Source organism: Vibrio sp. AND4, from assembly GCF_000171815.1.
Classification (GTDB): domain Bacteria; phylum Pseudomonadota; class Gammaproteobacteria; order Enterobacterales; family Vibrionaceae; genus Vibrio.
In genome coordinates this window covers 81,975-94,799 of sequence record NZ_ABGR01000009.1, presented here as the reverse complement: position 1 = coordinate 94,799, position 12,825 = coordinate 81,975, and the positions used below count along the sequence as shown (strand labels likewise).

The window sequence follows — 12,825 nt, the reverse complement described above, 5'->3', positions numbered from 1 at the left end:
AGGTGTTTTTTTGTTCAACTACTGGCAAGATATCTCATCCCAAAACCAATTACTTTGAGTGGGTGTTTCCCAAACTCCAGGGGGGTTCTTGGCAATAAAGCATTTCCCTTGATAAGTCACTTTATCACCACGAGCAACTTGAGTTACCCCTGGCTCCCATGTAGTAAAATCACCCGATACCGGAGGTTCTGTCACTGGTGGCTCAGTCACTGGCGGCTCGGAAGGGGTACCCGAAACCAATTTCCAAGGGTCGCCTTTAGTGGGTTCATTACCTTGTGACCACCACTTCGCCTCATATATTGCACCTTGGTAAGAGACTTGATCCCCCGTGTTGTATACCTTGGTGGCATCCCAAGCGGCAATGCCATCCACTGGAGGATCAACGGGATCATTCGAGTCTAACTTGTCAACAATTCGAACATCAGGCCAACCAGCATGGGATTGGTAAAAGTTTGTAACGCATTTCTCATAATCACCAGCAACGAGCGCCGAGTAAGCGGTTTGGAAGCCCACCAGCTCACACTCAAATGAATGACCACCGGGGCGATCTGAGTAGTATTTCCAGTTACCATCCCAGTTGGTGTAAAGCACATCGGTTGCACCATTGAGGTTTAAACTGCCATAAGGCGTTTGTTGCCAACAAGTATTGGTCTCATCTGATTCAACGGGAATTTGGTAGTGCGCAGCGAGCCCCTCCCAATAGCGGATACGGTTAACAGGCTGACCTTTGTCTTTATTTTGTTCACCGCACTCAATGCCGCCATTAATGACATTAATCGTGGTACCGAAACCGTAACCAATACCCGCGTTAATTTCACGTTGCGACGGCACCCAAGTACGATCAATCACATGCAACATTGCGGGCTTAGGAGCTTGAGGTGTTAAGAAGAACCAAATTGCAGAAGCCAAGTTCAACCATGAGTCAGCGACTAAACCCGGATTTTTTAGCAATACCGATGCATCACCGTCAAACATTACTTCAGAGAATGCGCCGTAGTTAAAGTGGTAAGAAAGCTGTTTTGCACCACGACCAAAATACCCCTGCCCCGGCTCACAAGGCCAACGCTTGTTTTGCCAATCATCCTGACCACAACCCGTCGTGTAACCTTCTTGACCTTCAGACCACCCCATTTCACGAACGTGCACAAGCGCTTGCTGCCATTCTTCCAGCGCAAGCGGATTATCCGATACATTATCAACTGCAATGTGCCCACCGGTCTCCTGAGCAAAGTGTGCGAATGCTGTCACAATGGATTTCTTACAAACGGCGTCTGAATCACGACCATCGGTGTACTCACCACAGAATGCTGGAAACTTACCAATAGCACGAAGGAAACGAGTATAAGTATACTCAGGCGCCGCCATCTGAGTAAGGAAGTTCCACTCGTTTTCAGGGAATACCTGCTCTACTCGCTTTACGTTTTCAGGGTTACTCGCTGCTCCAGGAATGATAGCTTCTACTAGCGTGTTGGGACGAGTTTCCAACGCTTGTGCCCAGATGGCATACATAGGGTCAGAAGTTTTGCTTTGTTCCACTGTTTGAATGTCGCCACGAGCAATCACGTAGCCATTTGGGTTTTGTGGATCAGGTTGAATGTTCATGCTGGCATGAGCTTGTACAGAAAGTGCACAACCCAATGCGAAAGGCAGGTGTTTAAATGCAAACATGTCTAATCTCCGTATTAAACAATACAACGTACAGTTGAAATTAAACACATAGTGAGTGATCTGTAAAAAACGCCGAGTAAAGTGGATTAATTCTGCGAGGCAAATTTGATAAATAAATACGATTGCACAGCGAGTATCACAGAACTGTTAGTTCGATTCTAAAAATATGAGGGAGTAACTCTCGGAGAAGCCAAGCCGCGGCGGCTATTTTCTTACATAAAAAAACCAGCCCGGTGGCTGGTTTTTAACTTGGTATAACGAATAACTAATGACTATTCGCTAATCACTCATAGTTATAGCTAATGGAGATTTATTCCCACTCAATGGTCGCTGGTGGCTTACCAGAAATGTCGTAAACCACACGAGAAATACCTTCAACTTCGTTGATAATGCGGTTAGAAACCTTACCTAGGAAGTCGTATGGCAGATGCGCCCAGTGTGCTGTCATGAAGTCGATAGTTTCCACTGCACGAAGAGACACAACCCAATCGTACTTACGACCGTCACCCATTACACCTACAGAACGAACAGGCAGGAACACTGTGAACGCTTGAGAGACTTTGTTGTACAGGTCCGCAGCGTGAAGTTCTTCAATGAAGATGGCATCTGCACGACGTAGCAAGTCGCAGTACTCTTTCTTAATTTCACCAAGAACGCGCACACCTAAACCAGGGCCTGGGAACGGGTGGCGGTAAAGCATGTTGTACGGAAGGCCAAGCTCTAAGCCAATTTTACGCACTTCATCTTTGAACAGCTCACGCAGTGGCTCAACAAGGCCCATTTCCATGTCATCAGGTAGGCCACCCACATTGTGGTGAGATTTGATCACATGCGCTTTACCTGTCTTAGATGCAGCAGACTCGATAACATCTGGATAGATCGTACCTTGAGCTAACCACTTCGCATTTTCCAGCTTCTTAGACTCTTCATCAAATACGTCTACGAATACGTGACCGATTGTCTTACGCTTCTCTTCTGGATCCGACTTACCTTCAAGTGCATTGAGGAAACGCTCTTCTGCGTCAACCTTGATGATGTTCAGGCCAAATTTATCGCCAAACATATCCATTACTTGTTGGCCTTCGTTAAGACGAAGTAAGCCGTTGTCTACAAATACACACGTCAACTTGTCGCCGATTGCACGGTGAACCAACATAGCGACTACAGAGGAATCAACACCACCAGATAGACCTAAGATAACTTCATCTTCACCCACTTGCTCTTTAATACGAGCAACCGCATCTTCAATGATAGATTCAGAAGTCCACAAACGTTCACAGCCACATGCACCAAGAACGAAGTTCTCTAGCATTTGCAGGCCACCTTTGGTGTGCGTTACTTCTGGGTGGAACTGAACGCCGTAGTATTTCTTCTCTTCATTCGCCATTGCAGCGTAAGGACACGTATCTGTCTCACCTACTTTTACGAAATCAGCAGGAATTTCTACTACTTTGTCACCGTGGCTCATCCACACATCTTGAGTCAGTTCAAGATCTTTAAATAGCGCAGATTCACCAGAAACTTTAACTTGTGCATAGCCAAATTCACGTTCTGTTGAACCGGCCACTTTACCACCTAGCTGCTCAGCCATAGTTTGCATGCCGTAGCATACACCTAGAACTGGCACACCAGAGTCGAATACGTACTGAGGAGCGCGTGGAGAGTTATTTTCTGTCACGCTTTCTGGGCCACCAGATAGAATGATGCCGTCTGGATTGAATTCACGAATATCCGCTTCTTCAACGTCCCAGCTCCATAGTTCACAGTAAACACCGATTTCACGTACACGTCGCGCTACTAGCTGAGTGTACTGAGAACCGAAGTCTAAGATCAGGATGCGTTGGTCATGAATATTTTTAGTCATTTTGAGCAGTCTTATAAGCTAGGTAATTAAAACGGAGGCGAGTGTACTCGCCTCTTATTAATGCTTCAAGGAAAAAGCAAACGTTTCCGTTGGGTGTATGGATTGTATTTTTACAACCTTAAATATTAACCGCGACGGTAGTTTGGTGCTTCCTTAGTGATTTGAACGTCGTGTACGTGGGATTCAGCCATGCCTGCGCCAGAGATGCGAACAAATTCCGCTTTGGTGCGCATGTCTTCAACCGTTGCAGAGCCAGTAAGACCCATGCTTGAACGTAGGCCACCCATTTGTTGGTGTACGATTTCTTTTAGTCGGCCTTTGTAGGCGATACGACCTTCGATACCTTCTGGTACTAGCTTGTCTGCTGCATTATCCGACTGGAAGTAACGGTCAGATGAGCCTTGAGACATTGCACCAAGAGAACCCATACCTCGGTAAGACTTGTAAGAGCGGCCGTTGTAAAGAATCACTTCGCCCGGTGCTTCTTCTGTTCCTGCAAACATAGAGCCAACCATCACACAGGATGCGCCAGCGACGATAGCTTTACAGATGTCACCAGAAAAACGGATACCGCCATCAGCGATAACTGGAATACCGAATGAATTCGCTACTTCTGCTGCGTCTGCGATTGCCGTTACCTGAGGAACACCAACGCCAGTTACGATACGAGTCGTACAGATTGAACCAGGGCCGATACCAACTTTCACTGCGCTAACGCCCGCCTCGATAAGTGCTTTAGCACCAGCACCTGTCGCCACGTTACCGCCAATAATGTCTAGGTCTGGATACGCTGCGCGTGTTTCACGGATACGGTTTAACACACCCTCTGAGTGACCGTGTGAAGAGTCGATAAGTAGAACGTCAACGCCTGCTTCAACCAGAGCGGCGACACGCTCCTCGTTGCCAGCGCCTGCACCAACCGCTGCGCCAACACGCAAGCTACCGCGCTCATCTTTACAAGCGTTTGGTTTACGTTCTGCTTTGTGGAAGTCTTTCGCCGTGATCATACCGGTAAGTTGGAACTCATCGTTAACGACTAGTACTTTCTCAACGCGCGCTTCGTGCATCTTCTCTTGCACTTCTTCGCGAGTTGCACCTTCTTTAACTGCAGCAAGGGTTTCTTTTGCGGTCATCACTGAAGAGACTTTCTTGGAAAGGTCAGTAACAAAACGTACATCACGGCCAGTGATAATACCTACAAGCTCATTGTTCTCTGTAACGACAGGGAAACCAGCAAAGCCGTGTTTGTCAGTCAGTGCAACCACATCGGCGATCGTCGCGTCAGGGTTAACCGTTACTGGATCAGAGACAACACCAGCTTCAAACTTCTTAACTTTACGTACTTCAGCAGCTTGCTGCTCAATAGACATATTTTTGTGGATAAAGCCAATGCCACCCTCTTGCGCCAGCGCAATGGCTAGACGAGCTTCAGTAACAGTGTCCATCGACGCTGAAATCATTGGGATGTTTAGGGTGATGTTCTTAGTCAACTGAGTGCGAAGATCAGCTGTATTTGGGAGAACAGTGGAGTGAGCTGGCACGAGTAATACGTCATCGAATGTCAGCGCTTCTTTGGCAATTCTTAGCATTTGCAATATCTCACAATTTGAGGAGTAAAAGGACAATCCGTTCTCATCGTTTCGCATAATGAGCGTAACCAATGTTAGGTAATTGACTACGTTTAGATTGGATATTGCGGACGGATTATACGGTGAACGCAATCGCTTTACTACAAATTTCTTTGATTTTTTTCTTGCAATCTACCCCTTGATATATATTATATTGCCGCTAAGTTCTATACTCACGTCTACGGAATCAGCGTGCTCTCCCAGACCAACCAAAATATCTTCACTGTTTCTCGTCTCAATGCCGAAGTGCGTCTGCTGCTCGAAAATGAAATGGGTATCGTCTGGCTTGTCGGAGAAATCTCCAATTTCTCAGCACCTGTCTCTGGTCACTGGTATCTCACTCTTAAAGACTCTCGCGCTCAAGTAAAGTGTGCCATGTTCCGTGGTAACAATCGCCGCGTGACTTTCAAGCCCACGAATGGCAATCAAGTATTAGTCAAAGCACGCCTGTCTCTGTACGAGCCACGTGGTGATTATCAGTTGATCATTGAAAGCATGCAGCCAGAGGGTGACGGTCGCCTACAGCAAGAATTTGAAGCACTTAAGATGAAACTTGCTGCGGAAGGTTTGTTTGCTCAGACCAATAAGCAGTCATTACCAGAGCATCCAAGGCGTGTTGGTGTAATAACCTCAAAAACGGGTGCCGCGCTCTACGATATCTTAGACGTATTGAAGCGCCGTGATCCCTCTCTACCCGTTGTGGTTTACCCAACCATGGTGCAGGGTGAAGATGCCGCCATTCAAATTGCGCAAGCCATCGGCCGTGCAAACAGCCGAGGTGAATGTGATGTGCTGATCGTTGGTCGAGGCGGAGGCTCGTTAGAAGACCTATGGTGCTTCAACAACGAGATCCTTGCTCGTACTATTGCATCAAGCCAAATTCCGATCATCAGTGCGGTTGGCCATGAGGTTGATGTGACGATTGCCGACTTTGTTGCCGATATGCGAGCACCGACCCCATCAGCGGCAGCGGAATTGGTAAGCCGCGATAACAGCCACAAAAATCAAGCTTTGGTGGCTCGCCAACACAAGTTAGCCAGTGCAATGCGTTACTACCTAGCGCAACAAAAACAGCAATCCGCTTCACTGATGCACCGTCTAGAACGTCAGCACCCAAGCTATCAACTGCAGCGTCAGACGCAACAACTTGATGAGTTGGACATGCGCTTACAACGCGCAATGCAAGGCTTCATAACAACGCGCCAACAAGCTGTTGAGCGCAAGCATCACCGCTTACAGCTGAATTCACCAGTGAAACGCTTGGCCGAGCAGAAATCGAAATTAGATCGTGTCGAGCAAAAGCTGATGGATGCAATGGATCGTAAATTACTGACCATGCGACATCAACTGGCCATTGCAGCAGAGAAGCTAGATACGGTAAGCCCACTGGCAACACTAAAACGTGGCTACTCCATCACTCAGACCGAACAAGGCCAGATTGTTACGCAAGCGAAAGAAGTGAAATCAGGTGACGTATTAGTCACTCGCTTATCTGATGGTGAACTTCGCTCAACTGTTAATTAACTGATTTTTTGAAACTCAAATCGAACCCGTGATTTCGATTTAAGTTCATTGCAGTCGCTGCAAAAATAGTTTTCCGCACCGCAAGCCCGCAGCTTCTCCAACGCCACATCGCAATCTGGGCAAAAACCCACTTTTTGATACACAGATTCACATCTGTTGCAGCTGTATTTTCCTTCCCATTCAAGTTCAATGTCGCATGTTGGGCAGATATTTGGTTGCATGGTTATCCTTTAAAACGTCGAATGACTGTTTATAGTTTAATCATACGGCAAGCTTGTGTTTTGATTCTTATCATATTTGTTTCGCACGTTTATTTTGATACATTGCCACATCGGCCTGTTGAATGAGCTGTTGCAATACCGCTCGTTCACACGCTGTATCACAAGCAGCACCAATACTGGCTTTTACTCTGTATTCGTTTAACTGACACACTTGGCTCAGCCTTTGTTCCAAGCGTGATACAAAAGCTTGATAAGCATGTTGGTTCGAGAAACAGCAGAAGCCAACAAACTCATCTCCCCCATAACGGCCTATCACTGAACACGCACGAAACGCCTGTTTAAGATGCTCTGCCACCGATACCAAGACTTGATCGCCAGTCTCATGACCAAAACGATCATTGATGTACTTAAACTCATCAATATCAACAAAGAAACACCCTACCAAGGTATTGCGACCACATTTTCCATTAATTTTTCGATCGACTTCCGTCAACAAAGCGCGGCGATTAAAACAATGTGTCAGTGGATCTCGGCTGGCATGGAAATGAAGTTGTTCCTCTAAACGATACTTCTCCAGCGCAACCGCATATAGAGCGGCCAACATCTCGAGCACTTCGAGTTCATGAGGGTGAGGTTCAGAGGGAATATCGCTGTACACCGCGAATGTTCCCAATACATGTCCATCGGAAGCAATGATCGGAACCGACCAACACGCTAAAAGCTGGGCCTGTTGAGTCAAGTTGAGGAAAGGGGCCCAGTTAGCATGATTCTCGATATCGCTGACAACAACGGTTTGTTTCAAGAACGCAGCAGCGCCACATGAACCAACTTGGGGACCAATTGGAACCCCCTCAATCGCTTCGTTATAGAAATCAGGCAAACATGGGGCGTATTCCAAATGCAGTGTGTTGGTATCGGGGTGCAATCGTAATATGGAAGCTTTCCTCTTACCGAATAGACTTTCACTTAACTCAATAACCTCGTGGTTGAGGCTCTTGCGTTCCATTCCTAGAGCGAGCTTACCTAGAAGACGATTGACTGCTCGGTGAGCATCTAACAGTCTGTCTTTATCCATTGTGACATATTCATATTGTTATTAGGCTGTTAATATTTTTAGCCTGAGATGTAATAGCTATAAAAATATGACACATATAACCAAATCACAACATGTGAACGCAACACAAGAAAAGATCATATACTGATCTTCGGATATTTCCTTTTTGATCAGCGATCAGGCCTTAAAAGAATATTTATATAACCACACACCGAAAGCATAAGTTACATATTCTGCATTTCAATTTGAAGCAGGATTAAAAACTACCAGGTAAGATTTAAATTAAAAAAACAGGATTTTGTAAAAAGATCGAAATCAAAACTTAGCGTATTACATCGCTGTGCATTTCAATTGTTTGTTGGTCGATTTCCACAAGTGTCACATGTATAGAGCCAAAGTCACTCAAATGGCTCGCATGCGTTCCCCCACAAGGGATGATAGCCACTTCGCCTTCGCCTAAATCGCACTGCCAATAACGTGAATCGGTAAGATGCTCGCCGTGACAATCGATAGTAATCGCTGCGTCTCTTTTCAGCCAATCTTCCAACAGAAGATTCACCTGTTGTTCGATTATTTTTAGGTCAGACAGCATATCTGCACTGTTTAACCCTCTTTTTCGGATTGTTTTGCCTAAACGGTAGGTATCCAGACATTTATCTGGCGTAACAAAACTGGTTTCTTGCGCATAGCTGTTGAAATCGTAATTACCGTGTGGGTCTTTGCGGTCCGCATCTTTACGCCAATAATTCTGCGCCAGGACTTTATTAAGCGCAAGGTATGCGATATGTCCCGCACTATGACCGCGACTCAGTGACAGCTGATACTCTTTATCCACCTCTAAAAAGACAACATCTCCCACAACGATGGTCTCATTACGTGCTAATACGTGTACCACCACAAATGCCCACCCTTCACTGTCGCGCTTTACCGGTATCGCAGCACCAACGTGCAAGGCTCCACTGGCCAGTTCAACCGCACCAACTTGGCAATCTATCACTTCAAAGCTCACCCCTTTGACTGTTAATGTCCCTTTGTCAGCTGGGTGATCGGGCCAGATGTGGCTGACAGGATGAAAAGGGGTCACCTCAGTGAGAACATAAGTGAGATCTTCTGTAGAGTGAACAAGTTGCACTGACGCTTCCAGTTGCCAAGTTTGATGACAGAAGCGTGTCTTGGTTGCTGTGATAGTCATATTTGTCATACTTCTAATGCATTGCTGTGAGCAAAAATCTGCTTATAAAAAAATACCCAAGTCAAAACTTGGGTATTGATAAAATCTTAGCGGTTACTTGTTGCGGTTTTTCACCGCAGACATCATCCGCTTGCGCTTACGCTCTTGAGATAGCGTTAGCTTGTTTGTGCGGTTCTCGTAAGGGTTATCACTGTTCTGGAAGTTAATTCGAATCGGTGTACCCATGATTTCAAGAGACTTGCGGAAGTAGTTCATCAAGTAGCGCTTATAAGAGTCCGGTAGCTCGCGGACCATATTGCCGTGAACAACGACAATTGGCGGGTTATAACCACCAGCGTGGGCATACTTAAGCTTGATGCGACGCCCACGAACCATTGGTGGTTGGTGATCGTCTGTCGCCATCTTCATAATACGAGTCAGAACAGAAGTACCAACACGTGTCGTCGCCGACTTGTATGCTTCTTGAATCGATTCAAACAAGTGACCAACACCTGTGCCGTGAAGCGCTGAAATAAAGTGAATACGAGCGAAGTCGACGAAGCCTAGACGACGGTCGAGCTCTTTCTTCACGTTCTCTTTCACTTCGTTATCTAGACCATCCCACTTGTTCACTGCGAGTACGATTGAACGACCTGCGTTCAATGCAAAGCCAAGTAAACTCAGGTCTTGATCAGAAATGTTTTCACGTGCGTCGATAACCAATAGAACCACGTTCGCATCTTCTACGGCTTTCAAGGTCTTTACAACGGAGAACTTCTCGACAGTTTCATTGATACGACCACGGCGACGCACACCCGCAGTATCGATCAATACGTACTCACGACCATCACGTTCCATTGGAATGTAGATAGAGTCACGCGTAGTGCCTGGCATGTCGTATACCACAACACGCTCTTCACCAAGAATACGGTTTGTCAGTGTTGATTTGCCAACGTTTGGACGACCAATGATCGCCAGTTTGATTGGCTGGTCTTGCAAACGTTTGAACTCTGCTTCTGCGTCTTCTTCGGTGTAATCTTCAATCGCCAGCTCTTCATCTTCGAATCCAGTCAGATCTTCGATCTCACCTTCTTCAGATTCACTTGCCAGTAGATCATCAAAGAATGGCGCTAATGCACGTTCTAACAAGGCCGTTACACCACGACCATGTGCCGCGGCAATATGGTACATGTCGTCAACACCAAGCTGCCAGAAATCGGCACAAGCTGCATCCGCATCAATACCATCGATCTTGTTTACTACCAGCATTGCTGGTTTTTCGATTTTACGCAGGTGCGCTGCAATCGCCTCATCCGAAGGCGTTAATCCAGCACGGCCATCAACAAGGAATAGCACCACATCAGCTTCATCAATCGCCGCTAATGATTGCTCTGCCATCTTGGTTTCCACACCTTCTTCTGTGCCGTCGATACCGCCGGTATCGATAACAATGAATTCGTGCTCTTCACCAAGGCTTGCCTGGCCATATTTACGGTCTCGCGTTAGACCAGGGAAGTCCGCAACCAACGCATCACGAGTGCGTGTCAATCGGTTAAATAGTGTAGATTTACCTACGTTCGGACGCCCTACTAGAGCAACAACAGGTACCATAACAACCTCTACAATAATTTTTCTTCTGTAGTTATAGGTAACAACTTGCTTGATGCCAAATCAAACCAGATATTTACCTATAACCACGTCAGGAATAATGGTGAATAAATAATAATTTCAAACAACAAAACGGCTCCTAGCTGTTGCCAACCAGGAGCCGAATGTGAATTATATCACGATATTATTCGTTAATGGTTAGTTTCTTTACATCGCCATTGCGCGTTGTAATCACGTAACCATCCGACAACAACGTCGGACCAACAGCAAAGCCGCTGTCATCGATAAATTGTTGTGCAACGAATTCACCCGTTGAGCGATCAATCCAGTGGAGGTAACCCAATGTATCACCGACCACTATGTAGTTATCGACAATGACTGGCGCAGTAAGCTGACGATATTCCAGCTTGCTGTTTTCCCAAAGTTCTGTACCACTTCGAGCATCGACTGCCACAAGGTGATCTTGCTCTGTCACGACGAAGAGACGTCGACCGTCTGTGGCGATATCTGTGGCCGATGAATAGTTGCGCTTCCAGATTGGGTTTGCAGAACGTAAATCGATAGCAATAAGCTGACCGTTATAACCGATAGTGAAAAGAGTACCACCGAGAACAACAGGTGAAGCATCAACGTCAACCAGACGATCGATTTCCGTTGCCCCTTTCGGTGTGCCTACTGGTTGTTGCCAGATCAATTGACCTCGTTCAACAATCGCCGCAGCGAGTCGGCCATTTGCCGTCCCCCAAAATACACCACCACCGATCGCTGTTGGCGTGCTATCACCACGCAACGTAAGGTTTGGCACTTCAGTACTCAATGCCCAACGTTGTTCACCAGTGCTTTCATCTAACGCAATCAACATACCACGACTGGTGTTTACGATGACCATGCCCGAATCAGCAACTGGTTTTGCAAGCACTTCGCCACTCACTTCGATACGCCAGTTGATCTCACCCGTTTCTTGGTCAAGTGCAATCACTTCACCATTTTCAGAACCGATGTAAAGGCTGCCGTAAGCGGCTGTGATGCCACCAGAAAGACGTAAAATAACGTCTTTCTCTAGGTTAACTTGCCATTTTTGCTTGCCGTTTTCTGGATCAAGCGCTTTGACTAGACCATCACGGCTTGCAACAAACAAGGTGTCATTTGCAACGACAGGCGACAATTTCGAGAAGTAATGACCTACGCCGCTACCAATCGAAGTCGACCATTTCGCATCTGGTGTAAATTGATTGTCTACCTGAGGCAATGGAGCCATAACAATGGTGTCCTCCTCGCTAGCACAACCAGCCAAGATTCCCACTATTAATGCCCCTAACAAGGCTTTCTTAAAGACTCTTTTCATCCAATGCGGTCCTTATTTCGCCAAGTCGTCCAATTTCATTTGTAGCGTTGGGCTAGCGTCAGTTGCTTGTTGAGCTTCCGTATACGCTGCATATGCTGCTGCTTTGTCATTTTGACGAAGCGCAATATCACCACGTAACTCAGCGATGCGACCAGTCCATGCTGCATCTGTTACCAGAGCTAACTCAGCGTTGGCTGCATCAAAATTGTTCATTTCTGCTTCAATGCGTGCAATACGGTAACTGATAAGTGGCGCTAAAACGGCGTCCTTCGTGTTGCTTTGGGCCCACTTTAGTTGCTCAAGTGCAGCTGAAAGGTCTTTTGCCTCCACTTGTACTTTCGCTAGCTGAAGCGCGGCAAGAACTGAATACTCTTTCACTTCGTTCGAGTCGATGAATGCTTGAATATCAGCTTGCGCATCAGCGCCTTTTGTTTGCAGCGTGCTCATCACTGTCGTGTAACTTTGGGAAGCTGCTTCACTCGCCTGAGTCACAGAATCCTGATAGTAACGCCAGCCAAATAGACCACCTAAACCAACAACCGCACCGATGATGACGGCCTTGCCGTTTTCCTTCCACCAGTCTTTAATCGCTTCAACTTGTTGTTCTTCAGTATCGTAAAGTTCCACTTCCTGTCCTCTTAAAACATATCAATGGCAGCGAACCTGCCATTATTCCCATTTCGTCGAAAGGCTCCTATCTTGGGAGCCTTACTATTACGAACTAGGGTTTAAATCTGAGTCT

10 protein-coding genes are annotated in these 12,825 nt (G+C 46.4%); 1 reads left to right on the top strand and 9 read right to left on the bottom strand.

Going from position 1 to position 12,825, the window contains the following annotated elements:
* Positions 1–18: 18 nt before the first annotated feature.
* The 3 genes from AND4_RS11550 to guaB all read right to left on the bottom strand — a co-directional run bounded on the left by AND4_RS11550 (position 19) and on the right by guaB (position 5,121).
* Positions 19–1,668, bottom strand: a complete 1,650-nt coding sequence (locus AND4_RS11550) for a glycoside hydrolase family 19 protein (protein ID WP_009843149.1) — start codon at positions 1,666–1,668, stop codon at positions 19–21.
* A gap of 310 nt (positions 1,669–1,978) precedes the next feature.
* Positions 1,979–3,532, bottom strand: coding sequence for a glutamine-hydrolyzing GMP synthase (gene guaA, locus AND4_RS11545; protein WP_009843148.1), 1,554 nt, complete (start codon positions 3,530–3,532; stop codon positions 1,979–1,981).
* A gap of 125 nt (positions 3,533–3,657) precedes the next feature.
* Positions 3,658–5,121, bottom strand: coding sequence for an IMP dehydrogenase (gene guaB, locus AND4_RS11540; RefSeq protein ID WP_009843147.1), 1,464 nt, complete (start codon positions 5,119–5,121; stop codon positions 3,658–3,660).
* 231 nt (positions 5,122–5,352) lie between these two features.
* Between guaB and xseA the strand changes: the two genes are divergently transcribed.
* Positions 5,353–6,684 (top strand): exodeoxyribonuclease VII large subunit, encoded by a 1,332-nt coding sequence (gene xseA, locus AND4_RS11535; protein ID WP_009843146.1) that lies wholly within the window; start codon positions 5,353–5,355, stop codon positions 6,682–6,684.
* Here the strand turns inward: xseA and AND4_RS19535 are convergent.
* The 6 genes from AND4_RS19535 to AND4_RS11510 all read right to left on the bottom strand — a co-directional run bounded on the left by AND4_RS19535 (position 6,681) and on the right by AND4_RS11510 (position 12,710).
* Complete coding sequence (locus AND4_RS19535) at positions 6,681–6,905, bottom strand: zinc ribbon domain-containing protein (RefSeq protein WP_009843145.1); 225 nt, start codon at positions 6,903–6,905, stop codon at positions 6,681–6,683. The genes xseA and AND4_RS19535 overlap by 4 nt on opposite strands.
* Positions 6,906–6,975: 70 nt before the next feature.
* Positions 6,976–7,980 carry a sensor domain-containing diguanylate cyclase gene (locus AND4_RS11530; protein WP_009843143.1) on the bottom strand — a complete coding sequence of 335 codons (1,005 nt, stop codon included), beginning with the start codon at positions 7,978–7,980 and terminating at the stop codon, positions 6,976–6,978.
* A 301-nt stretch (positions 7,981–8,281) separates the two neighbouring features.
* Complete coding sequence (locus AND4_RS11525; RefSeq protein WP_009843142.1) at positions 8,282–9,151, bottom strand: alanyl-tRNA editing protein; 870 nt, start codon at positions 9,149–9,151, stop codon at positions 8,282–8,284.
* 93 nt (positions 9,152–9,244) lie between these two features.
* Entirely contained in the window at positions 9,245–10,741 is a 1,497-nt protein-coding gene (der, locus tag AND4_RS11520) for a ribosome biogenesis GTPase Der (RefSeq protein ID WP_009843141.1), read from the bottom strand.
* Positions 10,742–10,922: 181 nt separating this feature from the next.
* The gene (bamB, locus tag AND4_RS11515) at positions 10,923–12,083 is read right to left on the bottom strand and encodes an outer membrane protein assembly factor BamB (protein ID WP_009843140.1); all 1,161 of its coding nucleotides are present in this window, start codon (positions 12,081–12,083) and stop codon (positions 10,923–10,925) included.
* 12 nt (positions 12,084–12,095) lie between these two features.
* On the bottom strand, positions 12,096–12,710 hold the full coding sequence (locus AND4_RS11510; protein WP_009843139.1) for a YfgM family protein: 615 nt from the start codon (positions 12,708–12,710) through the stop codon (positions 12,096–12,098).
* Between the last annotated feature and the right edge of the window lie 115 nt (positions 12,711–12,825).

What these genes read in the sequence shown, in the direction of transcription:
- der (WP_009843141.1), bottom strand. Translation starts at nt 10,741, where the DNA reads ATGGTACCTGTTGTTGCTCTAGTAGGGCGTCCGAACGTAGGTAAATCT.
- guaA (WP_009843148.1), bottom strand. Translation starts at nt 3,532, where the DNA reads ATGACTAAAAATATTCATGACCAACGCATCCTGATCTTAGACTTCGGT.
- AND4_RS19535 (WP_009843145.1), bottom strand. Translation starts at nt 6,905, where the DNA reads ATGCAACCAAATATCTGCCCAACATGCGACATTGAACTTGAATGGGAA.
- AND4_RS11550 (WP_009843149.1), bottom strand. Translation starts at nt 1,668, where the DNA reads ATGTTTGCATTTAAACACCTGCCTTTCGCATTGGGTTGTGCACTTTCT.
- bamB (WP_009843140.1), bottom strand. Translation starts at nt 12,083, where the DNA reads ATGAAAAGAGTCTTTAAGAAAGCCTTGTTAGGGGCATTAATAGTGGGA.
- AND4_RS11530 (WP_009843143.1), bottom strand. Translation starts at nt 7,980, where the DNA reads ATGGATAAAGACAGACTGTTAGATGCTCACCGAGCAGTCAATCGTCTT.
- guaB (WP_009843147.1), bottom strand. Translation starts at nt 5,121, where the DNA reads ATGCTAAGAATTGCCAAAGAAGCGCTGACATTCGATGACGTATTACTC.
- AND4_RS11525 (WP_009843142.1), bottom strand. Translation starts at nt 9,151, where the DNA reads ATGACTATCACAGCAACCAAGACACGCTTCTGTCATCAAACTTGGCAA.